The following is a 26,883-nucleotide window of genomic DNA, read 5'->3' as shown; positions in this document are numbered from 1 at the left end:
TCTTTTTTAAATTTTTATGATGGATGTGTGAGTAATGACGAATGTTACGCCGATGATGAAACAATATTTTAATGTTAAGGAAAATCATAAAGATGCGCTTGTCTTATTTAGACTTGGGGATTTTTATGAACTCTTCTATGACGACGCAGTGACTGCTGCAAAAGTATTAGAAATTACGCTTACTACTAGAGACAAAAAAAATAATATACCTATGGCAGGCGTGCCTCATCATTCTGCGAAGGGATATATCGAGAAACTCATTAATAATGGATTTAAAGTCGCTATATGTGAGCAAATGGAAGATCCTAAACAAGTTAAAGGTATGGTGAAGAGAGAAGTCGTTCGTGTAATTACACCCGGTACTTTAATTGACGACTTTGGAATAGACTCTGATCAGAGTAACTTTATTTTGTCAGTATACTTTAATAATCAAACATATGAAGTGTCATATAGTGATATTTCTACAGGTGAAATTTACCAATTTGATACGACAGATTTAGAAATTTTAACGAGTGAAATTAAACGAATTAGCCCGAGAGAAATCGTTGTGAATCATAGTGCAGAGAAAAGCGTTACCGACATGTTTTATGAGCTACCGATGATTACAGTGAGAGACTCATTCGAAACGCATGAAATTGAACTGAATCCAGATGTTTTAAATAGAAATGCTGTGGATTTATTACTTTCATACATTGAAACACAAAACATGAAACCACTTGAGCACTTAAAACCTGTTGAAAAATATAATGTCCACGCATATTTGAAGTTGAACTATGCAGCATTGTCAAACTTAGAACTCTTAGAAAACCTACAGACTAAAAAACAAAAGGGATCATTATATTGGTATCTAAACCATACAGAAACACCGATGGGGAAAAGAAGATTACGTCGAATCATTGAGCAACCCTTGGTTAATAAAGACGACATTATGAATCGTCAAGCCATTGTAGAGATACTATTAGACAACTTCTTACCTCGGGAAGATATGAAGTCACTCCTTAACAATGTATACGATATTGAGAGACTTGTAGGACGAATGAGTTTCGGAAATATCGACGTGAAAGGTTTTATTCAATTAAGAGATTCACTAGAACATTTACCTGAAATCGAAGATCTTCTTAACGAAACAAAACTTACAAATAATCGTATTTTTAGAAACTTTGATAATCTAAGTGACATCTACGATATGTTGAAAGTGCTAAAAGACGAAGCACCGAAAACCATTCGTGAGGGTGAAATCTTTAAGTCCGGGGTCAGCGAAGAACTCGATGAGTTAAGAGAAATTCGAGATCATTCAAGAGAATGGTTAGAAAATTATCTTGAAAAAGAAAAAGAACGAACAGGTATTAAAAATATGAAGATTGGCTTCAACAAAGTTTTTGGTTACTTCATTGAAATATCTAAAGGCCAAGCAGCAACATTTGACTCAGATAGTTTTGGATATACAAGGCGTCAGACTTTGACAAACGCAGAACGTTATATTACTGATGAGCTTAAGAGTATGGAAGATAAAATACTAAAATCAGAGGATGAGAGCATTCTTTTAGAGTATCGCATGTTCTTAGAATTAAAAGATATGTTGAGTGAACATATCATGAGACTTCAAATTATTGCAGAACAACTTGCCATGCTGGATGTTTTTATAAGCTTTGCTACTGTGTCAAACATGTATAGACTCGTAAAACCAGAGTTTAGCGATTCAATTTTAGAACTCAAAAACTCAAGACACCCAATAGTTGAAAAAATGAGCGGAGAAACAAATTATGTACCTAACGATGTACATCTCGATAAAGACACTGGAATCTATTTAATAACAGGTCCTAACATGAGTGGTAAGAGCACGTATATGCGTCAGATTGCACTAATTGTAATCATGGCACAGATGGGGATGTACGTTCCTGCAAGTAAAGCGATTGTACCAATTTTTGATGCGATTTTCACAAGGATTGGAGCAAGTGATGATCTTTCGAGCGGTAAGTCCACATTCATGATTGAAATGATGGAAGCAAATGACGCGTTGAAACATGCAACTAAAGATTCTCTATTAATCTTCGACGAGATTGGTCGAGGGACGTCAACGTATGATGGAATGGCTTTAGCTGAAGCAATGCTTCTTTATATCCATAACAAAATTGGTGCCAAAACTTTATTCTCAACGCACTATCATGAACTTACTGAACTAGACAAGCGTCTTCATAGACTCGTGAATGTCCATGTTAAAGCAACTGAGCACAACGGAGAACTCATCTTTCTGCATAAAGTAGATTACGGGGCAGTAGAAAAAAGTTATGGTATTCATGTAGCTGAACTTGCGGGATTACCACTCGAAGTAATTGTTGAAGCAAGAAATAAATTAAGTACTTTAGAAGTGAACGAAACTTCTGATTTAAGACAATTGGAACTCGACTTAGCAGACAATGAATCAACGATTTTAGGCGAGACATATCATGAGATTATAGATCAAATTAAGAACTTAAATATCAACGAATTGTCACCATTAGATGCTTTGATGTTTATTGATAAAATTAAAAAAGAAATGAAATAGATTCATCATAAAAAATATTATATTAATTTCAATTTTTAAGTGATTCAATGTATTTTGTTCCTACAATTAAAAATGCGGATCTCATAATTGGAGTGGGCTGTATGGCTTCTTTATTGCCATTGGGATTTTTATTTTCCATAGTTATGAACTATTTATAAATAGATAATGAAAGAGAGGTGAAGTACATTGACGAACATTCATATATTAGATCCTATTATTCAAAATAAAATCGCAGCAGGTGAAGTCGTTGAAAGACCAAGTTCTATCGTAAAAGAACTCGTCGAGAACAGCATCGATGCGAACGCGAGTTACATTGAAGTCTTCATTGAAGAGAGCGGAATGAAGTCTATCAAAATTATCGATGATGGTGACGGAATTCTAATAGACGATGCACCGCTACTCTTTGAACGCCATGCGACGTCAAAAATAGAATCTGACTATGATTTATTCACTATTCGAACGATGGGCTTTAGAGGTGAAGCGCTGGCATCAATCAGCGCAGTATCTAGAACAATTGTGAAGAGTTACAACGAATCAAGTGAACCTTTCATGATTGAAATGTATGGTGGAGAAGAAGTAGTCCGTCAACCTTCATCTGAACGCAAGGGTACAGAAGTAATAGTCAAAGACTTATTCTTTAATACACCTGCACGTTATAAATATGTTAGTAGTCTCACAACTGAAGCGGGTAAGATCATCGATGTCATGCAGAAATTTAGCTTTAATCATCCGAATATTAGTTTTAAGCTAACGTTTGATAACAAACAGAGATTCGCGACTAAAGGGAATGGTAATTTAAAGGAAATAATTGCGGATATTTATGGTTTAAATACTGCACGTATAGCTTTAGAAGTAGACGCTAAATCACCCGATTATCATCTGACGGGATATATTATTAGACCGGAAATGACTCGTAGCAATCGTAACTATATCAACATTTCAATTAATAATCGTATGATTCGAGACTATAGACTAACAAATAGCGTGGTTCGTGCTTATCATACGCTCTTAGCAAAAGATAAATATCCGATTGTCATTTTAAACGTGGATATGGATCCGAAAATCGTGGATGTCAACGTGCATCCTGCAAAAACAGAAGTTAGAATATCTAAAATCAAAGAACTTGAATCACTCATAGAGGAGACTGTTAAAAGTATTCTTCACGGCGAAACGTTGATTCCAGATTCTATTGAACATACGACATTCCAAACTGCAAAATTTGAGAAACCACGTAACGAACAAGAGTCGATCGACTTCAGTTCAATTACGGATGTTATAAATCAAAGAACTCAAACAGTAAAAAATCAACTTAAACAAAATTTTCAAAAAGAGAATAAATCATTTAGAGATAATAACTTGAGCTACGACAATAAAAACGATGAGAAAGAAGTACCACCAAATATTTCAAACGTCAATGAAACTTCATCGGGAGTCTTCAATGATGTTACGCAAGAAGAGACACAAAGAGTAAAAAAAGAACGGTTACCTTACTTTGAAATAATCGGTCAATTCCATGGCACATATATACTGATGCAGAATGAAACAGGTCTATTTTTAATGGATCAACATGCAGCACAAGAGCGAATCAAATATGAGTATTACTACAGTCACATAAAGAACCGAGATAACAAGGTACCGTTACTTCTGCCGTACACATTCGAGTTTGCATATGACGATGTAATTAAAATCGATGAAAAGCTTACAGATCTTCGCAACCTAAGCTTCAACATCGAGAAGACTGGTATGAAGAATTACACGGTCGTGGAATACCCAAGTTGGATTAATGCGAAAGATCCTGAAGGGGATATTCGTGCTGTGATAGATTTTATATCAAACACAGATCGTTTTAGCGTTGAAGATTACAAAGAAGAAATGTCAATAATGATGAGTTGTAAAGATTCTATTAAAGCGAATCATTATCTAGATAAGAGGCAGATGCAGAATCTACTGGATGAGTTAGCGCAATGTCAATCACCATTTACATGTCCACACGGTAGACCGATTATTATTCACTTTACGACTTATGAAATTGAACGCATGTTCAACAGAATTATGAAATGAGGCGAACAAATGTTTACGACAGAAATAGTGAAGAGAAAAGATACCAAATTTAAGATCAGCGTCTATGCTCCAGATAACCCTAAAGCGTGCATTCTCGTATTACACGGTATGGCAGAACATAAAAGAAGATATAATTCGATGTTGAAATATTTCCAAGACAATGGTATCTATGGAGTCATTTATGACCATAGAGGACATGGCACAAGAGCAAATTTAGGCATCGGACATTTTAATTCGTTTAATGAACTCATTGACGATGCGAGAGCAGTTTATGATATGTTACCTGATGATTTACCAAAATTTGTTCTCGGTCACTCTATGGGAAGTATAATACTTAGAATGTTACTGAAATACATCGATCCAGATGGTGCTATCATAGTAGGTACAGGTCGAAAAGATCATCCAACTGATGCACTTAGTGGTATGTTCATAAGTAGACTTGTGAATAGATTTCCAACACGACGTAGTCCTATTATTAATATGTTAGGATTTTTAGGTTATGACAATCAATTTAAAGGGAATACTAGAAATAGATGGTTATCAGATAACTATGCTAACATTTATGAATACAACAACGACCCATTGAGTGGCAACATGATGTCGAACACAGCGCTACTTGAAACTTTAAATGCAGTTCAAGAATGTGATAAGGAATCGTATATTGAAACGTATTCAAAAAATACGAGATTTTTATTTATATCAGGCAAAGAAGATCCTTTTGGGCACCGCGGAAAAGATATTGAAATTTTAAAAGATAAATTTACAGCAGCCAATTTGGACACTACAGCTGTTCTTTATGAAGGATATCGCCATGAAGTGTTAAATGAGGGTGCACGATACGATATTTACGATTTAATAATAGAGTGGATGAAAAAAAGTGAATAATAAAATAATTGTGCTTGTAGGTCCTACTGCAATAGGTAAAACTGAGCTATCTATAGAGATTGCAAAACAGTATAACATGGAAGTAATCAGTGGAGATTCTATGCAGATTTATAAAGGAATGGATATTGGAACAGGTAAAATTACTGTAAATGAAATGGACGGTGTGACGCATCACTTGATTGATGTTATCACACCAGAAGAAATATATTCTGTTGCAGAATTTCAAAAAACTGTAAAATCTCTTATCCAAGATTCATATGAAAGAGGTAAAACACCTTTCATCGTTGGAGGTACTGGATTCTATATTCAAGCACTTTTATATGAGTTTAAGTTTGATAAGGACCATGAAACAGACACAAAAATTAAATATGATGCTTTAGTCATCGGACTAAATAGAGACCGGGCAAAACTATACGAAATAATTAATGCACGTGTTGATGATATGTTTGAAGCGGGACTTGAAGAAGAAGTTCGTGAGCTATATGGTAAGTATGCGTTCAGTTATACAGCAAATGGTGCAATTGGTTATAAAGAGTTTTTACCATATTTTGATGGCGAAATTACAATTGATGAAGTAAAAAAGAATATACAAAAGAATTCAAGAAATTATGCAAAACGACAGCTGACTTATTTCAGAAATAAATTACCTGTTACATGGTTTGATAAAGATAAAGACTCAAAAGAAGACGTGTTTGAAGTAATAAATGCGTTCCTAGAAAAAAATATATAGAAGGATTTTTATCCTTCTATATATTTTTGTATAAACTTCTCTATTTCTTCAACTGTTTTTTCTGAGTTGAATCTTTTAACGATACGTCCTTCTCTTGATATTAGAAACATTGTAAATGCACGCTTAATTTCATTTTTAAACATGCGGTTTCTACTTTCTGTAAGGAACTTAAACAGAGGGTGAGTTCTGTTTTTATCTAACTGAATTTTTTTCATAACGTCAAATTGTATATCGTATTTGCGTTTATAATCTAATTTTAAATCATAATCCTCTAAGATCATGCCTTCAGAAAATTTGTTAGAAGGGAAGGCAAGTATTTCTAAACCAAACGGTTGATATTTTTTATATAAGTATTCAAGTGTTTTAAATTCTGTATGATATATGTCATCTGAGTTTGTGTTTAATATAAGTAGAACTCGTCCTTTGTAGCGAGATAGCGGGACTTCTTCATCGTCATTATTCATTACAGAGAAATTGTATAAACTTTGCTTCATTATTTGATACCACCTATAACTATCGTCTTTAAGTAATAGACTAAAAAAGCAGATGTTAAACATTATTTTAAAAACTGATTGGAGTGATTTGATTTGATATTTAAATACAAAGGCGTCATTGTCGCTGTGAATACTCCAGAGACATATAATATCGAAACAGAAGTAAATGAATTAAAGGAACTTGCAGAATCGATAGATATCGAGATTGTTGGTATGCACGTTCAAAATCGTTCAAGACAAGACCGTAAGTACTACGCAGGCAGTGGATTTTTAAATGAAGTCAGAGAGATGTATGAGGAAATCGACTATGTAATTGTTAACGATGAAATACTCGCATCTCAAAACAGAAACATCGAAGCATTATTTGATGCGTCAGTGGTTGACCGTACACAAGTCATTTTAGATATCTTTAGCCAAAGAGCAAAATCTCGTGAAGGTAAATTACAAGTTGAGCTCGCACAGCTCAATTATTTAGTGCCGAGGTTAAGAGGGCAAGGTATTAATCTTTCCAGACTAGGTGCAGGTATTGGTACAAGAGGTCCGGGTGAGACGAAGTTAGAGACTGATCGTCGTCACATCGGAGAGCGTATTAAAGAAGTGAAGCATCAATTAAAGACAATTGAAAAGCATCGTGAAAGCTATAGAGAAGATCGCAATAAAACTCTTGTCACGAAGTTTAGTTTGATTGGATATACAAACGCAGGTAAGTCTGCATTGTTTAATACTTTAACTGAAGCGGATGAATTACAAGAAGATAAGTTGTTCGCAACATTGGATCCAAAGACGAAGAGACTAGAGTTTAATACAGGATTCCAAGTGCTTTTAACAGATACGGTTGGTTTTATACAAAAACTTCCGACTATGCTAGTTGAGAGCTTCAAATCTACATTAGAAGAAGCTGCAGATAGTGACTTTTTAATTCATGTTATTGACAATAGTAACCCAGACATCATGAGTCAGTACAGAACTGTAAAAGAACTTATACATGAGCTTGGAATGGAAGATATTCCACAGCTCGTATGCTTCAACAAGAGTGATTTAAACAGTGAAATCAGATTCATACCCGAAGAGAGGTATACGTTCACAAATTACAATATGAATAAGGAAGCCATTAAATCTGAATTGTTATCTCTGATAGAAGCGCATTATATTCCATTTAAGAGACACTTAACAATGGCAGATACAAATGAATTATATACGCTGAAACGTGACACATATGTAAAAAATGAAGTATTTAATGAGGATTCGTTAGAATATGATATTGAAGGATATACTAAACACATGAGTATTGTAAAGAGAACATTGAAGGAGTAACCATGAATAATTTTGATTTAATACAAGAAACATTATTAGAGATAGACCCAATAATTAAAGAGAATAAAAGAATTGCATATATGAACTTTAAGAAAGTAATGTCAGCTTTTAGAAGTCATTCAGTTATGGAGAGCGATTTTTATGGAACGACCGGATATGGATATGATGATACTGGTCGAGATAAGTTAGAGGACATCTATAGAGATGTGTTTAAAGCAGAAGACGCTCTTGTTCGTTCACAGATTATATCAGGGACACATGCGATTTCACTATCACTATTAAGTCTTTTAAATAGAGGTGAAGAATTACTTTATATCACAGGTACGCCATATGACACATTGGAAAAAGTGATTGGTACTAATGAAGATGATGTCGGTAGCATGATGGAATCGGGCATTGAATTTAATACTGTTGATTTAAAAAATGATACATTTGATACTAAGAAGATATTGGAAAGTATCAAGCCTAACACTAAAATAATAGGTATACAGCGTTCGCGTGGATACAGTGAACGTAAATCTGTAACAATCTCTGAAATCTCAAATATTATCAGTGAGATAAAACAAAGACATAAAGAAATTATCATCTTTGTTGATAACTGTTATGGTGAATTTGTCGAGACGAGAGAACCTGTAGAAGTAGGGGCAGATGTTGTTGCGGGTAGCTTGATTAAAAACCCAGGTGGTGGACTCGCAAAAATGGGTGGTTACATTGTTGGTCGTGAGGATTTAATTAAACGCATCAGCTATAGACTCACTGTACCTGGAATTGGTAAAGAGATGGGAGCAACACTTTCTGGTTTAAATGAAATGTATCAGGGATTCTTCATGGCACCTCACGCTGTAATCGAGAGTCTTAATGGTGCAGTATTAATGAGTAGAACTTTAGAAAAACTTGGATTTACTACAAACCCAAGTTTCGATGCAAAGCGCACAGATATTATTCAAAGTGTATATTTTAAAAATCCAGAAGAAATGATTACATTCATTCAAATGGTCCAGAGTGCATCACCTGTAAACTCCAGATTCTTACCAATTCCCGATAGCATTCCAGGATATGAAAATGAAGTAATCATGGCAGCAGGTACATTTGTGCAAGGTGCATCATTAGAACTTTCCGCTGACGGACCAATCAAGCCACCATATATTGCCTTTGTACAAGGTGGGCTCACAATTGAGCATGTTATGTATGCATTAGACTTCATTTTAGAAGGATTAAAAAATTAAATTCAGAATTTTTCAATCAAATATGTCTAAACTATACAAAATGAAAATAGGAGTTTGTAACTGTTAGACATAGTAATCTAATCGAAATATTATAAAATAGAATTAACAAGGTGATAGCTTAAAGTTAAAGGAAAATTTAGCTTTATATTATGCTATGTCTAATATGTGAAAAAATTCACTAAATAGGAGGAATTATTTATGTTAGTTAAATTACTTGAACCATTAAATGTATCAGAAGAGGTGATTGAGAAACTTGCTCAGCCAATAAAAGAAAAGGGACATGATTTTGTTTATTACAATACTAAGACAACGGATGAAGATGAACTTGTTGAAAGAAGTAAAGATGCAGATGTGATTATGATTGCAAATAACCCATACCCTTTAAAGGCTATTGAGTCTAACAAAAACTTAAAACTTATTAATGTAGCGTTTACTGGAGTAGATCACGTTGAAATCAAAGAGGCTTCTAACCAAGATATTATAATTTCTAATGCAGCGGGATATGCAAACACTGCAGTAGCTGAACTTGCTGTAGGGCTGACACTGGATGTATTTAGAAAAATTTCTCAGGGTGATGAGGATACACGAAAATCACACGATTTTCCAGGAGCTATCCAAGGTAGAGAAATAAAAGGTAAAACAGTCGGCTTAATTGGTACAGGTAAAATCGGTGTAGAAACTGCAGCACTTTTCAAGGCGTTTGGTGCAGAATTGATCGCAGCAGATAGTTCATCTGAGAATCCAGATGCTCTCGATCTTGGAGTAAAATACTTACCTTTCCAAGACGTAATTAAAAAAGCGGATATTTTAACTCTTCATGTACCTTTAACAGATTCTACGAGACATCTTATTGGCAAAGATCAATTTGCGGAGATGAAAGAGGATGCGATTATTATTAACTGTGCAAGAGGTGCGGTTATAGATAATGATGCTCTTGCAGAAGCTTTAAACAAAGGTGAAATTGCGGGTGCAGGCATTGATGTTTATGATATGGAACCACCAATTCCTTCTGATTATAAGTTGCTAAATGCTAAAAATACAGTACTTACACCTCACATAGGATTTTTAACAAACGAAGCAATGGAATTACGTGCAGAAATAGCGTTTCAAAACACACTGAACTTCCTAGAAGGTAAACCTTCTAATGTTGTAAAAAGATAAGTTTTATAACCTTTTGAAAGGAGTATATAATTATGTCTAATTTGGAGCTACGTAGAAGAAATAGAACAGATTTTACTGATAGAATTTTCCATTGGCCAGATCTTCAGAGATTTAATAAAGAAGAAGCAACAAAATCAATCTTTTATGAAACTAATAATACTGTTGGTGCAATTTGGTGTATGCATCCCGGACAAACACTTCCAATGCATTCGCATGAGAAAGCCGATGATATTTGGATTGTTATAGAGGGAGAAGCGGATTTCTATCCAGAAATTGGTGAGACAGTCAAGATTAAGGCCGGAGATGTTGTTGTTGCTCGTGCTGGTGAAAAACATGGAATGACTAATAACTCTGATAAAGACTTTGTAATGCTTGGTATAGCAGGGCCAACTCCTATTGGGTTTATACCGCATGAGCATGCATAAGGTGTTGTGTCCATAGCTTTAGCTAATGGACACTTTTTTAAGTATAAAATATTAAGAAAGTGTGGTTGAATATGTGGTTACAAGAATATAATCCAATGGGAAACGAAATTATTAGTGGACTAGTTGCGTTTATACCAATCCTATTATTCCTTTTGGGATTAACAGTTTTTAAAATGAAGGGTATTTATGCGGCTGGTATGACTTTAGTTGTGACTTTATTTATGACTGTATTCATTTATAAAATGCCTTTTGATGCAGCTTTATTATCGATTTTGTTAGGTGTGAGTAAAGCTTTATGGCCAATTGGATATATTGTAATAATGGCAGTATGGCTTTATAAAATTGCTGTAAAATCAGGTAAGTTTGACGTAGTAGGTCAAAGTATTATTGGTATTTCAAATGACCAAAGAATTCAATTATTACTTATTGGTTTTTGTTTTGTATCATTTTTAGAAGGGGTAGCCGGACTTGGTGTACCTATTGCAATTTGTTCCGCATTATTAGTGTCACTTGGATTTAATCCAATAAAAGCAGCTGGGTATTGTTTAATAGCGAATGCTGCAACAGGAGCGTTCGGAACAGTTGGAATAGGAGTATTTACAGGTGCAGAGGTAGGGAACATGCCTGTAGCTGAATTATCTTCACTAGCTGGTCTTACACTACCGATAATTTCCTTTATAGTACCATTTATGCTTATTTTTATTCAAGACGGTATTAAAGGGATTAGAGAGATCTTTCCTGCATTAATTACAGTAAGTACTATATTTGCAGTGTTTCAATTTATCACATCATTCTATATTGGACCAGAACTTACGAATGTTATTCCTGCATTATTATCAATGATTGCACTTGCATTCTTAGCAAAAAAATGGGCACCAAAAAACATTTTTTATGAACCAGGTGCAGATCGAGATAAACTGCCAACTAAACAAACAATGAAAGATATTATTGCAGGTTGGTCTCCATTTTATTTCTTAACTTTAGTTATCGGAATATGGAGCATACCTTCATTTAAGAGGATTTTTGAACCAGGAGGTATCTTAGATTTTACTTCACTGAATATAAAAATACCCGGACTTCACGAACGAATTATACAAAGTCAACCAATTGCAATGCAAGACACACCAATGCCTGCTATATTCCATTGGGATATCATCTCTTCAACAGGGACTGCAATTTTAGTAGCGATTGTAGTTACAGGAATATTTTTTCCTGTATTAAAATATAGAGTTCGATTTCAATTATTAGGAGAAACAATTAAAGAGTTATCTACACCAATTATAATTATTGTATTAGTTCTTTCCTTTGCAAGCTTATCCAACTATTCGGGACTAAGTGCTTCAATTGGCTTAGCATTAGCTAATACGGGTAAACTTTTCCCTCTATTTAGTCCACTTCTTGGTTGGTTGGGTGTCTTTCTAACAGGATCTGTTGTAAATAATAATGCTTTATTCGGAGGTTTACAGGTAGTGACTGCAAATCAAATAGGTATGAATCCCTCAATATTTGTAGCAGCAAACACTGTCGGAGGGAGTATGGCAAAGCCAATAGCACCGACTTCTATTGCTATTGCTGCAGCGGCAGTTGGAAAAAATGGTAAAGAATCTGAAATACTTTCATTTACTTTAAAGTATAGTTTGGTACTCATTACAATAGTTTGTATTTTGAACTACATTATTTCACCAATGATCAAGTAATAGAGTATATTACTTATTTATATAAATTTAAATTTAAACAAAGGGGAATTTCATGTCTCAGTTAAGTTCTAAAATATCCAATAAGTATTGGATTAAGCTAGTTATATTGTTCACACTAGGATGGCTTGTAATTTATGCGACACGCCAAGTGCTTGCGCCATTACTTCCTACAATTATGGCTGAGTTTGGCCTGTCTAATGGCCAAGCGGGTAATATTATGTCAATATTCTTTATAGGTTATACTTTATCTCAAGTTCCATCAGGAATTATAGGAGATAAAGTTGGTCGTAAAACGATGGTAATTATCGGTACAATTGGTTTTGGTATATTTGCAGCAATTACTGGATTGATGACAACATATTTACTATTTATTGTCGCATGGTTTTTAGTTGGGTTATTCCAGGGAATGTACTACGGTCCACAATATGCGCTATCATCTGAGGCGATTCCACCAGAAAGAATTACACTAGGATCCGCTTTGATTAACTCAGGTATGGCGTTTGGTACTTCAATAGGTATGTATATTTCAACTATTACAGTATTTGATTTAGGAATGGACTGGAAGTGGCCATTCATTATCATCTCAATTCCAGTTATTTTACTTGGTCTAACTATGATGTTTTTAGTTAGAGAACGTGCACCACATATAGAAGCAATGAAACAACAGGAAAGAGAAAACGGCACAGAAGTTGTTGTTGAAGAGAAACTTAAAATTCTCGACTTATTTAAGAAGCGAAACTTAATCTTAGCGTTCATTACAATTTTCTGTTCGATTTACGGATTCTTCGTTATCCTAACTTGGTTACCTACGTACCTATTAAACGAACGTGGAGTAGAAGGATCAGACGTTGCATTTGTAACTTCACTCGTACCTTGGGCTGCTATTCCAGGATCATTGATTTTATCTTGGATTTCTGACAAATTAGGGCGCCGTAAACCTGTATTACTTGTTATGTTACCAGTCGCATTTATTTCTATGATTTCGATTGTATTCTTCGACAGTATGACAGTATTATACGTAGCGTTAATCCTTTACGGATTATTTGGTAAGATATCAACTAATCCTGTTTTAATTGCTGTAGTAGCTGACGCAGCACCACGTGTTGGATTATCTACTTCATTTGGTGTATATAACTTCATTGGTATGTCAGCATCTATTTTAGCACCAGGACTTACAGGCTGGATCACTGATGTATCTGGAAGCTTCAATATGGCATTCTATGTAGCAGCAGGATTTACATTAGTAGGTATTATCGCATCTGCTTTACTGGACGAGTCAGATAATATTGAACGAATGAAAAAACATAAGAAATTAGAGCTACACACAGAAGAAACAAATTAAATATATTTTTAGATATCACCCTTATGATTAGAGAAATCTAACATAAGGGTGATTTTTTTAAAAGTAGGATGTAATATACATTCTTGAAAAAAAACCTTCTGACATATGTCAGAAGGTTTAAAATAACTTATTTAAATGTTGATGGGAATGGTGAGATATCGAAATTGAATACAATTGGTAACAATACAATTGCAACGATTACAATTACAATCCAAGCAATGATGTTCAGCCAGAATCCAACAGACACCATATCTTTGATTGCCACTTTTCCAGTACCAAATACAATTGCATTTGGTGGTGTTCCTACTGGCAACATAAATGCACAGTTTGCAGCCATTGCTGCTGGTGCCATAAGAATCATTGGATGTACGTCTAATGTAATTGCCAGAGCTCCAAGCAAAGGCAGTATCATTGTCGCTGTTGCTGTGTTGGACGTAATCTCAGTCAACATCAACACAAACAGTGAGACAATTGCAACAATCAATATAATTGGTAAGCCTTTAACCATAACAAGTTGCGCAGATAACCAAACATCGAGGCTAGATTCTGTGATTGCTTTTGCAATTGTAAGACCTCCACCAAAGAGTAATAATACGCCCCAAGGTACGTCTTTTGCTACTGACCAGTCTAAAATATTTCCACCTTTTGATCTTGCAGGCAAGATGAATAATAAAACCGTAATAAATATGGCGATCGTCCCGTCTTGTACGAGTGAGAATAGTTGGATATCTGAAACGAAACCTCTAACAATCCAGAGCAATGCAGCTAAGAAAAAGACAACAAGAACAGTGATCTCTTCCATAGTCATTTTACCTAGTTGTTTAAGTTCATTTTGAATCGTTTCCTTACCACCCGGTAATTCCTTCAAATCTGATTTGAATACAAAGATTGTAAGATATAACCAAGATAAAATTAAAAGAATAATTACAACTGGAATACCGACCATCATCCATTTTGCAAAGTTAATTTCGAATGCGAACATCTCTTGCATTTGTCCCGAAAGAATAATGAGTGGAGGGGTACCAATAAGTGTACCTAATCCTCCGATTGTACCAGCATAACCGATTGCAAGTACAAGTACTTTTTCAAACTTTCTAATAACTTTGTTGTTGTCGTTACCAACTAAACTTTCAGCTTCTAAGATCAAAGCGAGTCCGATTGGAATCATGATCATAACAGCTGCAGTGTTAGATACGAACATACTCATGATAGCTGTTGCAAGCATAAACCCTAAGATAATTCTTGATGTTGTTGTGCCAATTACATTAATAATGTTTAATGCAACACGTGTATGTAAGTTCCAACGTTCCATTGCGATTGCAAGCATAAACCCACCTAAGAATAGGAAGATGATGTCAGCACCATAGTTTGCTGCAGTTTGACCTGCGTCCATTACTCCCCCAAGTGGAAATAACACAAGTGGCATAAGCGATGTCGCAGGAATCGGTATCGGTTCAGTGATCCACTATACTGCTATCCATAGTGTAGTTGCAAGTACAAAGATTGCCTGATTTGACAACTCTTCAGAAGCATTCATGAATAAGAGCGTTAAAACAAATAATAATGGTCCAAGTATTAAGCCAATTAGTTTCGGAACGGATAATTGCATGTTTTCAGTATGTGATGTCATATAAACCCTCCTAATTGATTAAAGTGTAATTATAAGGATAGAGGTATTATAGCAAAATACTATTAAATTTAAACCGTTTTCATGAATGAATATTAAAAAAATAGTAAAGATATTAATATCTTTACTATTTTTAAGATGTTAGTTAGCTACTTGATTTTTTCTTGAAGCTACTACAAGGAAGAATAGAACTACTGCTACGAGTAGAAGTCCAGATCCAATGTAAAATCCTAATACTTTAGAACCCGTTGTATCTCCAATATAACCAGTCAACCAAGGAGCAACAATTGATGACGCCATACCGAATGTGTTAAAAATAGTGAGTGCTTTTGCAACTTTAGAGTGCGGTACAGAATCTGATACAAAAGTAATTAACACAGGGTCAATTGCAAGTTTACCAAGGAAGCCGTATAACACTAATGCAACGTATAATACCCATGGGTTAGGAGAAAATACAGTTAAACCAATAGTAATTGCTGCTGCGAGTAATAACATTACGATTGTTATATTACGTTTACCAGGGTTCTTATCTACAAATCTTGAAAAGAATAAAGCTCCTGGAATAGCTGTTACTGCTACGATTGCTGCTACATAACCCACTGAACCTTGAGCGAACCCTTTTTCGTCTACTAAGAATGCTGGTAACCAAGTAACAATCATATAGTAACCGTAACATACCGCGAAGTATGTAAAGTAAGTTACTAAGTGAGCTGGTGTAAATAATTTAACTGCTACATTGGAATCATCTTCTAGTACTTCAGTCGTTGTAACCTGTTCAGTAGTTACTTCATCTTGTTTGTCATTTCTTATTAAGAAGAAGAATACTGCTGTTACAGCTAAGATAAGGATACCTGCACCGTAAAGCATGAAGTTCCACTGGATATCTAAAGCACCTACAAGAACAGATGAACCAATTAAACCGATAACCATACCAAGTGCAGAACCTGAGTTGATTATTGCGTTTGCTGTACTCTTGAAGTGCTGTGGGACATGTTTCGCAGAAAGCGAGAACGCTGAACCGTAGTAACACCCCGTTGAAATACCTGCTAAGATAGAGCCGATGTAAACTTGTGTAATTCCAGTTGAAGTTCCGATAATGAAAGTTGCTAATGCGAATCCAATAAATGCCGGGATTAATACTGTTTTTTGACCGAACTTATCAACTAAAAATCCTGATGGAATTTGCATACCTGTATATGCAAAGAAATAACATGATGCGATCAACCCGATTTGACTTTGAGAAACATCTCCAAGCGCTGCTTGTATTTGTGGATAAATTGGAGTCAGAATTGTTCTGTAAATCCAGATTGCAACCCAACCAAGTACAAGTGCTACAATTATTTTCTTATAATAATTGTTGTTTTGTACACCTTGTGACATAATGTCGACCTCCTATATTTAATTTCTCCATTAATAATAGTTTAAATAATAATAAAAATCATTGTTCATAATGAACAATGATTTTTTTATGTTTGTATAATGTACATTAAAATTTATTCGTCTATTCAAAGCTAATGGTTTCTGATATGAATAAAGCTAACCGGATATCTAAAGACTTCTTAGGATCTGTGATATCAGTATTTAAAATTTCTTCGCACTTATTTATACGGTATTTAACTGTATTGCGATGAACATATATAAGGTTTGATGTCTTAGTGATATCAAACTGATTTTCCATATATACTTTTAAAGTATTTTTTAATTCCTTGTCTTTAGTGTTTGTAGGAAATGCTAAATCTCCTAAAGTATAATTGACAAAAGGTCTGAGTTTATCAAAAGGAAGAAGTTGCATGAGCTCTTCTAAATTTCTAGTACGATATTTTTCTAAAAACTCCATTTTACCTTCAGAATAATGAGTGTTATAGGTTTCTAGTGCTTCTAAAAAAGCAGAACCTATTTGACTAATTTCAGTAACTTCATTTCCTATACCGAACGAAAGGCTTTCTTTGAAGAACCTTTTATATTCTTGCTGTAAATATTTAAGGTAAGGTATATAGTATTCATGTTTCTTTTGAAAAAGTATTGCGAACTTATTAAGTTCACCAAATCCAAATATAGATATACTTTCATCTAGTGATTTAAGTACATTTTCTAGCCATTGGAACGTCAAGTAATATCTTTCTTGAATATATTCACTATTTTCTATATCAGAGTGTTTATCAATTCCACAAACAAATACTCTATAATAGTCTGATCTAATAAAGTTATAGTGTTCAAAGAATTCAGGGTTACTTTGCATATTTATTGGAGATGAATCCGTAGTTCTTATGATTGACTTAAAAAAAAGATTAGCATCATCTTGCTCAGTTGCTCTTATTTTAGTGTTTTTATAAATCGCAAAAGACAAAGTGTTGATGGCTTGTTCAATTGCTAAAAGACTGAAAGGATAATTAATATTTTGGATATCACTTACTATTAAATGGTAGGGAAAGTACTTTAATGCAGGTACTTCGAAAACAGCATATTTTTCATCTAAACTCACACGTTTCTTATCTTTTTCAGGCAGATATATATCTTGAAAATATCTTAAATGCTCTTCTAACATCCTTTTATTATTAAACTGATAACTTTTGACTTCAACTTTTGAAAAAGGATTAACTAAAATTAAAGGTAACCTTAAAAACTTAGCAAGAGAATTGACCATTCTTTCAAGGCTATGGTCTTGAATCAGCATATTATTCATGCGTTGTTGAACTTCTAATGCAAAGTAAAGCTTTTGTGATTCATCACTTGAAATATATGAAATAATTTCATGAATTGCCTGGCCAAGTTTCCAATTCTCAGGAATTTCTATAATAGGAAATTTTAACTTATCTGCATGCTGTAAAACCTTTTCGTCAATTGAATTCAAGAATCTACTTGTTTTGATACCAAGACCTGCGATAGGTACTTTATTTAACTCATCTATTAACGTAATTAACCCTTCTTGGTGATCTTTAAAGAATATACCTGTTGTTAAGAGAAATGTATTGGGTGAAACGTAACTCTTAATATCAGGTGTTTCAGTGATATCAGCACTTCCTATTACTCTTGTTAAATCCGCATTTTTGTTTAAAGGTTTTAGTGCAGAGAAATGTTCTACGTTAAGTAACTCTTGGAAAGTAACCATTACTGTAACTCCTTTGTGATTTATTGTACATTATGAACAAAAACATAAGGGATTTGTGTCTAATATACCAAACATCTTTTTTTTTTTTGTAGTACTATTAAGATAGAAGTTGGAGGTCATATAAGAACCCCAACTCTTACAGAAATTAGTTATTTAACTAGTGTATTACTAGTATACAATATATAAAAAATATAGAGAGGAGGATTTGGGATGGATAATACCCAAATCGAGCATGATTTAAAGGACCCGAAATTTTATGAAAATCGAGGTTATAACAAAGATATCATGCCTAAGAATGAATCGCAAAGAGATTCATCAGTATTTAACTTTTTCACTTTATGGATGGGATCTGTCCATAACATTCCAAACTATGTAATGGTTGGAACGTTTTTAATGATTGGACTAACGCCACTTCAAGTGATGATCGCTGTATTGCTTAGCTCGTTTATCATTGCAGCATTACTGACTGTAAATGGTGTTGCGGGTTCAAAGTATGGAATACCTTTTGCCATGCACTTAAGACACACATATGGTGATATAGGAGCCAAGTTACCAGGTATATTACGTGGAGTAGTTGCAGGAATAGCATGGTTTGGAGTGCAAACCTATTTTGGTGCTATTGCAATGATGATTATTTTGAAAAAAGTATTCCCAAGTTTTACAGAAATTGGAGGGGGCAGAGAATTTTTAGGAATAACTATTCCAATATTTATCGCTTTCATGATTTTCTGGGCAGTTAACTTCTTGATAGGATTTGGTGGAGGAAGCGTTCTTAATAAATTCACAGCTATTTTAAACCCATTAATATATGTAGTGTTTGGTGGTATGATGATTTGGGGTATAAAAGCAGCAGGTGGCTTTGGAGAAATCTTAGCTTATCAAGTACCTACTACTTCAGGTAAAACGTATCCAGCGATCATAGGTTTTCTCGTTGTATTTAGTTCATTTCTATCAGTTTGGGCAGCTCCGGGTGCTTCTGTAGCAGATTTTACACAGAATTCTAAGAATACTAAAACTCAAATTATTGGTCAATTTTCTGGATTATTTGTTGCACATTTACTATTCGCAGTTTCATCTGTTGCGATTTTAGTCGGTGGAGCGATTTCTCTAGGAATCACTAGTTTTGATATTTTAGATATAATTGAAAAGTTTGATAGTGATTGGGCTATCTATTTTGCAATCTTTGTATTACTAATGACAACAATTTCTACTAATGCTACTGGTAATATCATACCAGCAGGATACCAGTTGAGTGCTTTGATGCCTAAGTTACTTACCTATCGTGGTGGAGTAATAGTAGCATCTGTTGCTTCAGTATTAATTATGCCTTGGAAACTAGTACAAGGTGAAGGTGGTATCATGGTATTTCTAGGTCTTATTGGATCAATACTAGGACCTGTTGCTGGAGTAATGATTGTTCACTTCTATAAAGTAGCTAAACAAAAAATTAATATTGAGAAGTTATACTTTGATCAAAACAAACCTGAAACAGCAGCAGTTCGAATAAATGGACCGGCTTATATTGCAACAATAGCTGGATTAATTATCACTTTATTAGGTAATTTACCTGGATTCGAATTTATTAGAGATACTGCTTGGTTTGTAGGATTTATTTCAGCAGCTGCAATATATTATGTTTTAACTTTGAATAAAGGAGAAAAATTCCTCTTTTAGAAAATGGATTTAATTTAAAAAATATAAAATGAAAGATAAGGTGATTTAGAATGAAGTTTGATTCAATTATTAAAAATGGTTTGGTTATTTTAGAAACAGGAGAGCAACATGTAGATGTTGGAATTTCAAATGGTAAAATTGTAGCAATAGCAGAAGATCTAGGTACTGATGGCAAGGTGATTGATGCCAAAGGTCTAGTAGTTTCTCCAGGGATGATTGATGCCCACGTTCACATCACAGAGCCTGGCGGAGGATACCGAGATCTATGGGAAGGATACGATACTGGGACACGTGCATCTGCTAAAGGTGGAGTCACATCATTCATGGAAATGCCTTTAAACCAAGTTCCTGCTACTGTTGATAGTGATTCATTCAATAAAAAAGTTGATGCCGGACAAGGAAAACTATCAGTAGATGTGTATAGTTATGGTGGCTTAGTACCTTTTAATTTAGACGGTGGTATTCAAGAACTTGATCAAGAAGGTGTCGTGGCATATAAAGCATTCGTAGCAACATGTGGGGACCGCTCTATTGACGGCGACTTTATGAATGTTGATGATTATTCACTATATGAAGGCATGCGTCAGATTGCAAAAACTGGTAAAGTTCTGACAATACATGCTGAGAATGCTCCAATTACAGATAAACTAGGTCAAATTGCTTACGAAAATGGAGAAACATCACTCGCTGCCTACGTTGATACTAGACCGGTATTTACTGAGGTAGAGCCAATTCAAAAAATTATTCTCTTTGCGAAAGAAACAGGATGCAAAGTTCATATTGCCCATGTAGCTTGCGCTGAAGGTGTGGACTTAGTTGTCAAAGCACAGGAAGAGGGAGTAGACATTACATGTGAGACATGCACACATTATTTATACTTCTATAAAGAAGAATTAGATAGCATTGGCCCTGTAGTTAAATGTTCACCACCAATACGCGAAAAAGATCGTATGCCTGGTATGTGGGACAGACTCTTTGATGGTAAAATTGACATGGTAGTAAGTGATCACTCACCATGTACTCCAGATTTAAAAGATAAGGAAAACGCTTTTGAAGCATGGGGTGGAATTTCAGGACTTCAAAGTAACGTTGACATGTTTTATGATGAGGCAGTTCAAAAGAGAAATATGCCTTTAAAATTGTTCGCTGATGTTATTGCAACAAATGTTGCTAAACGATTTGGTTTAGTGGATAAAGGAAGTATCGCTATTGGTAAAGACGCGGACTTCGTATTAATTAAGCCGAATTCTCCACATGTATTAAAAGCAGAGGATTTAGAATATAGAAACAAAATTTCGCCGTACCTTGATCGTGAATATGGTGCTCAAGTAGCTATGACAATTGTAAGAGGTACAGAGGTATATTCTTTAGAAAACGGCGTATCAGATGTAAAAATTGGTAAATTTATTTAAAAAGTAAGGAACATAATGTTCCTTACTTTTATTTTGTAAGATATTCAATAGCCTCTTTATAAATGTTTAAATTCTCATCCTTAATGATATTATCGAAATCATGCAGATTCCCTTCTAGAGTGATTAATCGACATTCTGGAATAATCATAGATGCATGTTTCGCATAATAATAAGGAACATCAGGATCATTAATAGTGTGTGCTATAAATGTCCGTGGTAACTGTAATAAATTCTCATCACTCAAGTAATAAGTATCATCATCAAGATCAACACCTAGTTTTTTTCTCCATATGTTTTTATTTCTATAATACAGATAGAGTAGATAGCGTGGATTCGGCATTTTTTCAGTAACTACATTAGTTTCTACGTTTTGTTTTTCTATACTTTCATTTAGAATACCGGATAATTTTTTTTGATCTGCAGGAATTCTTGAAAAATCATTATGATCAAAATTGAAGTATCCATATAATATAAATAAACCTTTTACATCAAAGTGCTTACTGTAAAGATATGACAAGTATCCGCCCGCACTTCTTCCCATAACGTAAACATCAACACTAAAATTGCTTTTTATATAATCATTAATATGCTTTAAATCCTTTAGTATATCAGCGAGTGTAGACTCAGGAACAAGACGATAATTCACACTTAATAAATCGAACTTCTCTACTAAAATAGAGATGTATTCTTTTGGAAGATCATCTTTAGAACCAAATATTAGTCCTCCGCCATGTAGATATATCATTAAACCATTGGATGCATTTTGGCAAGTATAATATGTCGCATCTATTTTGTAATTATCACTTTCATATATCGTGATTTCTTTTTTTAACATTGTATTACTCCTTTAATAATTAATAATAATCGTTTTTTTTAAGAAAAAGGTCATTGTTTTGTCTAAAGTATATAAAAGACCACCTTGTGTTTGTTGAAAGTGTCAATGTATAGAAAGGTATTAATGGGTATAATTATATATAACAATATAAAGGAGTGAATGCAATTATGGAAATTCGTTCAACTTTTGAAAGACTTGATAAAAAATTTACTGGCTTTGGAGGATTAGAACCTAAAGGTATTACACGTCTTCTATACTCTCCAGAGTGGAGAGAAGCTGTTCAAGCCCTTATCGGAGAATTTGAGGATAATGGTTTTGAAGTGAAGAAAGATAGTATTGGTAACATCACAGGACGTATCGAGGGTTCTGAAAAACCAAATGAAACAATTATGGCAGGATCGCATATTGATACAGTAGCACGTGGAGGACATTTAGACGGACAATACGGTATTTTAGCAGCGCTTACCGCAGCAATTTATCTAAAAGAAAAGTATGGTCAGCCGAAACGTTCAATTGAGGTATTATCATTGGCAGAAGAAGAAGGAAGTAGATTCCCATATACATTTTGGGGTTCTAAAAACTTCTTTAATCTTCAAGATAATAAAGATGTTCAAGATATCGTTGATGCAGATGGCGTTAAATTCGTAGACGCTATGAGAGAATCAGGATTTGATTTCCGCTCAGATGATAAAGTCAGAGATGACATTAAAGCATTCTTAGAAATTCATATTGAGCAAGGTCAAGTATTAGAATTAGAGAAAAAACAAATCGGTGTTGTTACCGGAATTGTTGGACAAAAGCGTTACACAATTAACCTGAAAGGGCAAGCAAACCATGCAGGTACTACACCAATGGGCTACCGTAAAGATACAGTAGTTGCATTTTCTGAAATTGTACAAAACTTAGTAGGTAAAGCGAAAGAAATCGGTGATCCTCTTGTATTAACATTCGGTCACGTTACACCAGTACCAAATACAGTTAACGTAGTTCCAGGTGAAGTTGAATTCTCGATTGATACTCGTCACATAGACCAAGAAGAACTTAATAAATTTGGTGAAACTGTAGAAACAACAATCAAAGAAGTCGCTGAAAAATATGGTATGGAAGTAGATATCAACCTTTGGATGGATGAATCACCTTCGTTAATGGATGACGAAATCATCAAAACAATTGAAGAATCTGCAAAAGAATTCGCTGGAGACAGCTATAAAGTTATGCCATCAGGTGCAGGACATGACGCACAAATATTTGCAGAGTTCGTACCAACTGGAATGATTTTCGTTCCGTCAATCGGTGGTATTTCACACAACATAGAAGAAGAAACAGATATGGACGACCTAGTTAGAGGTATCGAAGTACTTGCTCAAACAATGTACAAACTTGCATACTAATTAATGTAAAAAAATAGGAGGAATTATTAATGGGTTACTTAAACCATCAACAAGGCTATAGAGAAGGCCTATTAGAACTTAGATCAGTAGTAAAGAAAGATAATTATGCTGTTTTGACACCAGACGGATTAGTGAATAACGTTGTTCCAGGATTTGACGACTGTGATATCACTATCCTCGGTTCACCGAGAATTGGTGCACGTTTTGTAGACTATTTAGTTACACTTAAAAACAATGGTGGTAACACTCAAGGTTTTGGTGGAAACGGAATCCAAACTTTCATATATGTTGTATATGGAAACATTACAGTAACAGTTGACGGAAAAGATTACGACTTAACAGAGGGTGGATACGTATATGCACCACCGCACTTAGAAATGACTTTTGTTAACAACAATAAAGGTCAAGATTCAAGAGTATTCCTTTATAAGAAACGTTACCAAGAAGCGAAAGGCGTTGGTCAACCTGAAGTAATTACTGGTAACAAGAATGACCTAACATGGAAAGCATACGAGGGAATGGAAGAAGTACAAGTAACTGATTTTTTACCAGCAGATCTTGCGTATGATATGAACATCCATATTCTTTCATTCAAACCAGGTGCTTCACACGGATATATTGAAACACACGTCCAAGAGCATGGTGCATATGTACTTTCAGGACGCGGTGTTTACAACTTAGATAACGATTGGATGCCAGTTGACAAAGGAGACTATATCTTTATGGCAGCCTACACTCCACAAGCAACTTATGCAGTAGGATTAGATGAAGAATTCTCTTACATCTACTCTAAAGACGCGAACAGAGATATCGAACTATAAAAATAGCGAGAGAAATGAGTGAATCTTTATGTCAGAGAAATTAGTGAGAGTCTCTTCAGATAAACTGAGAGAACTTTTTAAAAATAAATTTATTGCCAACGGAATGAAAGAAGAATTTGCAGACCGTACAGCAGACGTTTTATTATGGGCTGACGAACGTGGTATTCATTCACACGGTTCAGTGAGAATGGAATACTACTCAGAACGTCAAGCAAAAGGCGGATTTAACAACAACCCAGAATTCAAATGGGAAAAAACGGGTCCATCAACTGCAATTTTCCACGGTGACAACGCTAAGGGAACTTACGTTGCTCACGAAGCGATGGTAAAAGCTGTTGAAATGGCTGAAGAAAATGGTGTAGCAGTAGTTGGAATGTCTAGACTTTCACACTCAGGTGCAATTGGTTACTATGTTGAAAAAGCAGCTGAGAAAGGTATGGTGGCTTTATCAGTAGTACAATCTGATCCAATGGTAGTTCCATTCGGAGGGTCTGAACCATACTTTGGTACTAACCCAATTGCTTTTGCAGCGCCAAGAGCTGAAGGTAACAAACCAATCGTTTTTGATATGGCTACTACAGTTCAAGCGTGGGGTAAAATTCTTGACGCAAGAAGTAAAAACAAAGAAATTCCTGATACTTGGGCGGTTGATAAAAACGGAAAACCAACGACAGATCCATGGGAAGTAAATGCATTACTACCAGTTGCAGGACCTAAAGGTTATGGGCTAATGATGATGGTAGATGTACTCGCTGGATCATTACTTGGTTTACCATTTGGTAAACATGTATCTTCAATGTATGCTGATTTATCTGAGTACAGAAACCTAGGTCAATTACACATCGTAATAAATCCTGACTTTTTCTCTTCAAAAGAAGCTTTAATAGAGAAAATGGAACAAATGGTTCAAGAGTTACATGACCAAAAACCAGCACCTGGATTTGACCAAGTGTACTACCCTGGTGAACTTATGAATGCTGTAAAAGAAGAGTATGATAAAGATGGAATTCCTATTCCAGAAGATATTGTAGAATTCTTAGAATCTGACCGATTATATTAATTAAGTAGGTGTGTTTAGTGCACGTAGAAAAAACAAAATTATTTGAACTTATGAAGAATAAATTTGTTAAAGCTGGTGTAAATGAAAAAACTGCTAATGCAATGGCAGAAGTACTTGTGTGGGCAGATCACCGTGGGATTCATTCTCACGGTGCTGTCCGCGTTGAGTATTATGCAGAGCGTATTGCTAAAGGTGGAATCACTAATAGTCCAGAATACAAATTTGAAAAAACGGGTCCGTCATCTGCTGTTTTAGATGCCGATAATGGGGCAGGGCACGAAGCTGCACGCTATGCAATGGAAAGAGCGATTGAAATTGCTGAAGAAAATGGCGTTGCAGTGGTAGGTATTAAGCACATGTCACACAGCGGTGCACTTGGCTACTTCACTGAAATGGCGGCAAAACAAAACATGGTCGCTTTATCGGTATGTCAATCTGACCCAATGGTAGTCCCATTCGGTGGTACTGAAGCATACTTTGGAACGAATCCAATCGCTTTCAGTGCGCCATCAAATGATAATCGAATTATAACTTTTGATATGGCAACAACTGTCCAAGCGTGGGGTAAAGTACTAGATGCGAGAAGTAAAGGCGAAAAAATTCCTGATACATGGGCTGTAGATAAAAATGGTGCACCTACTACAGATTCAAAAGATGTGCATGCACTTGTTCCGGTAGCCGGTCCAAAAGGCTATGGCCTTATGATGATGGTGGATGTTCTTTCTGGTAGCTTACTTGGTTTACCATTTGGAAAACATGTATCTTCTATGTATCATGATTTAACTAAGGGACGTGATCTTGGTCAATTACACATAGTAATCAATCCAAGATATTTCACTGAAATAGAAGTGTTTAAAAAACAGATTAGCACTATGCTAGATGAGCTCAAAGAACAACCTGCAGCACCAGGATATGGAGAAATATACTATCCAGGTGAACGCGGGTTACTCCGAGCTAAAAAGTACGATGAAGCTGGCGGAATTGAAATCGTTGATGATATTTATGAGTACCTAATCAGTGATGATATACATTACGATCGATTTCATGGCAAAAATAAATTTGCTGAATAATATA

At 34.9% G+C, this 26,883-nt stretch carries 20 protein-coding genes and 1 pseudogene; 16 read left to right on the top strand and 5 right to left on the bottom strand.

Translation table 11 applies throughout. From position 1 onward, the window contains the following. The first annotated feature begins 34 nt into the window (after positions 1-34). The 4 genes from mutS to H9D55_RS06460 all read left to right on the top strand — a co-directional run bounded on the left by mutS (position 35) and on the right by H9D55_RS06460 (position 6,221). Positions 35-2,545: a DNA mismatch repair protein MutS gene (gene mutS, locus H9D55_RS06475; RefSeq protein ID WP_186077894.1), complete on the top strand. Its 2,511-nt coding sequence runs from the start codon at positions 35-37 to the stop codon at positions 2,543-2,545. 186 nt (positions 2,546-2,731) lie between these two features. Next, positions 2,732-4,606 carry a DNA mismatch repair endonuclease MutL gene (gene mutL, locus H9D55_RS06470; protein WP_186077893.1) on the top strand — a complete coding sequence of 625 codons (1,875 nt, stop codon included), beginning with the start codon at positions 2,732-2,734 and terminating at the stop codon, positions 4,604-4,606. Between the two features lie 9 nt (positions 4,607-4,615). Then, positions 4,616-5,491 carry an alpha/beta fold hydrolase gene (locus tag H9D55_RS06465; RefSeq protein ID WP_186077891.1) on the top strand — a complete coding sequence of 292 codons (876 nt, stop codon included), beginning with the start codon at positions 4,616-4,618 and terminating at the stop codon, positions 5,489-5,491. Continuing rightward, positions 5,484-6,221, top strand: coding sequence for a tRNA (adenosine(37)-N6)-dimethylallyltransferase (locus H9D55_RS06460; protein WP_186077889.1), 738 nt, complete (start codon positions 5,484-5,486; stop codon positions 6,219-6,221). Before H9D55_RS06465 ends, H9D55_RS06460 begins: the two co-directional genes overlap by 8 nt. An 8-nt stretch (positions 6,222-6,229) precedes the next feature. Here the strand turns inward: H9D55_RS06460 and H9D55_RS06455 are convergent, their stop codons facing one another. Continuing rightward, positions 6,230-6,715: a thioredoxin domain-containing protein gene (locus H9D55_RS06455; RefSeq protein ID WP_186077887.1), complete on the bottom strand. Its 486-nt coding sequence runs from the start codon at positions 6,713-6,715 to the stop codon at positions 6,230-6,232. A 93-nt stretch (positions 6,716-6,808) separates the two neighbouring features. Between H9D55_RS06455 and hflX the strand changes: the two genes are divergently transcribed. From hflX to H9D55_RS06425, 6 genes are all read left to right on the top strand, one after another. Next, complete coding sequence (gene hflX / locus H9D55_RS06450; RefSeq protein WP_186077885.1) at positions 6,809-8,029, top strand: GTPase HflX; 1,221 nt, start codon at positions 6,809-6,811, stop codon at positions 8,027-8,029. Positions 8,030-8,031: 2 nt separating this feature from the next. Further along, complete coding sequence (locus H9D55_RS06445; RefSeq protein WP_186077883.1) at positions 8,032-9,255, top strand: methionine gamma-lyase family protein; 1,224 nt, start codon at positions 8,032-8,034, stop codon at positions 9,253-9,255. A 198-nt stretch (positions 9,256-9,453) separates the two neighbouring features. Next, positions 9,454-10,416 carry an NAD(P)-dependent oxidoreductase gene (locus H9D55_RS06440; protein ID WP_186077881.1) on the top strand — a complete coding sequence of 321 codons (963 nt, stop codon included), beginning with the start codon at positions 9,454-9,456 and terminating at the stop codon, positions 10,414-10,416. A 32-nt stretch (positions 10,417-10,448) separates the two neighbouring features. Continuing rightward, the gene (locus tag H9D55_RS06435) at positions 10,449-10,841 is read left to right on the top strand and encodes a cupin domain-containing protein (protein WP_235963130.1); all 393 of its coding nucleotides are present in this window, start codon (positions 10,449-10,451) and stop codon (positions 10,839-10,841) included. A 71-nt stretch (positions 10,842-10,912) separates the two neighbouring features. Continuing rightward, complete coding sequence (locus H9D55_RS06430; protein WP_186077879.1) at positions 10,913-12,538, top strand: L-lactate permease; 1,626 nt, start codon at positions 10,913-10,915, stop codon at positions 12,536-12,538. A gap of 52 nt (positions 12,539-12,590) precedes the next feature. Continuing rightward, entirely contained in the window at positions 12,591-13,880 is a 1,290-nt protein-coding gene (locus H9D55_RS06425) for an MFS transporter (protein WP_186077877.1), read from the top strand. A 127-nt stretch (positions 13,881-14,007) separates the two neighbouring features. On the opposite strand, the pseudogene H9D55_RS06420 reads toward H9D55_RS06425, so the two are convergent. From H9D55_RS06420 to H9D55_RS06410, 3 genes and pseudogenes are all read right to left on the bottom strand, one after another. Beyond that, positions 14,008-15,510 (bottom strand): annotated as a pseudogene (locus H9D55_RS06420) (SLC13 family permease). Between the two features lie 138 nt (positions 15,511-15,648). Beyond that, positions 15,649-16,887, bottom strand: coding sequence for an MFS transporter (locus tag H9D55_RS06415; RefSeq protein WP_186077875.1), 1,239 nt, complete (start codon positions 16,885-16,887; stop codon positions 15,649-15,651). Between the two features lie 121 nt (positions 16,888-17,008). Further along, a complete protein-coding gene (locus tag H9D55_RS06410; RefSeq protein ID WP_186077873.1) occupies positions 17,009-18,616 on the bottom strand; it encodes a PucR family transcriptional regulator in 1,608 nt (535 codons plus the stop codon). 210 nt (positions 18,617-18,826) lie between these two features. Here H9D55_RS06410 and allW point away from each other — a divergent pair, with 210 nt between their 5' ends. Together allW and allB are read left to right on the top strand one after the other, a co-directional pair. After that, entirely contained in the window at positions 18,827-20,290 is a 1,464-nt protein-coding gene (gene allW, locus H9D55_RS06405; protein WP_186077871.1) for an allantoin permease, read from the top strand. 50 nt (positions 20,291-20,340) lie between these two features. Beyond that, a complete protein-coding gene (gene allB, locus H9D55_RS06400; protein ID WP_186077869.1) occupies positions 20,341-21,702 on the top strand; it encodes an allantoinase AllB in 1,362 nt (453 codons plus the stop codon). Positions 21,703-21,730: 28 nt separating this feature from the next. Here allB and H9D55_RS06395 read toward each other — a convergent pair whose 3' ends face one another. Then, positions 21,731-22,537, bottom strand: coding sequence for an alpha/beta hydrolase (locus H9D55_RS06395; RefSeq protein ID WP_186077867.1), 807 nt, complete (start codon positions 22,535-22,537; stop codon positions 21,731-21,733). 167 nt (positions 22,538-22,704) lie between these two features. Here H9D55_RS06395 and allC point away from each other — a divergent pair, with 167 nt between their 5' ends. Genes allC through allD (H9D55_RS06375) form a run of 4 tightly spaced genes read left to right on the top strand, consistent with a single transcriptional unit; the run spans position 22,705 to position 26,879 of the window. Then, positions 22,705-23,928 carry an allantoate deiminase gene (allC, locus tag H9D55_RS06390; RefSeq protein WP_186077865.1) on the top strand — a complete coding sequence of 408 codons (1,224 nt, stop codon included), beginning with the start codon at positions 22,705-22,707 and terminating at the stop codon, positions 23,926-23,928. A gap of 29 nt (positions 23,929-23,957) precedes the next feature. After that, the gene (allE, locus tag H9D55_RS06385) at positions 23,958-24,749 is read left to right on the top strand and encodes a (S)-ureidoglycine aminohydrolase (protein WP_186077863.1); all 792 of its coding nucleotides are present in this window, start codon (positions 23,958-23,960) and stop codon (positions 24,747-24,749) included. A 28-nt stretch (positions 24,750-24,777) separates the two neighbouring features. Then, positions 24,778-25,809 carry an ureidoglycolate dehydrogenase gene (gene allD, locus H9D55_RS06380; protein ID WP_186077861.1) on the top strand — a complete coding sequence of 344 codons (1,032 nt, stop codon included), beginning with the start codon at positions 24,778-24,780 and terminating at the stop codon, positions 25,807-25,809. 17 nt (positions 25,810-25,826) lie between these two features. After that, positions 25,827-26,879, top strand: a complete 1,053-nt coding sequence (allD, locus tag H9D55_RS06375; RefSeq protein ID WP_186077860.1) for an ureidoglycolate dehydrogenase — start codon at positions 25,827-25,829, stop codon at positions 26,877-26,879. Positions 26,880-26,883 lie beyond the last annotated feature (4 nt).

Source organism: Phocicoccus pinnipedialis (assembly GCF_903994035.1).
GTDB classification, from domain to species: Bacteria; Bacillota; Bacilli; order Staphylococcales; family Salinicoccaceae; genus Phocicoccus; species Phocicoccus pinnipedialis.
This window is presented reverse-complemented; position numbering and strand designations above follow the sequence as displayed.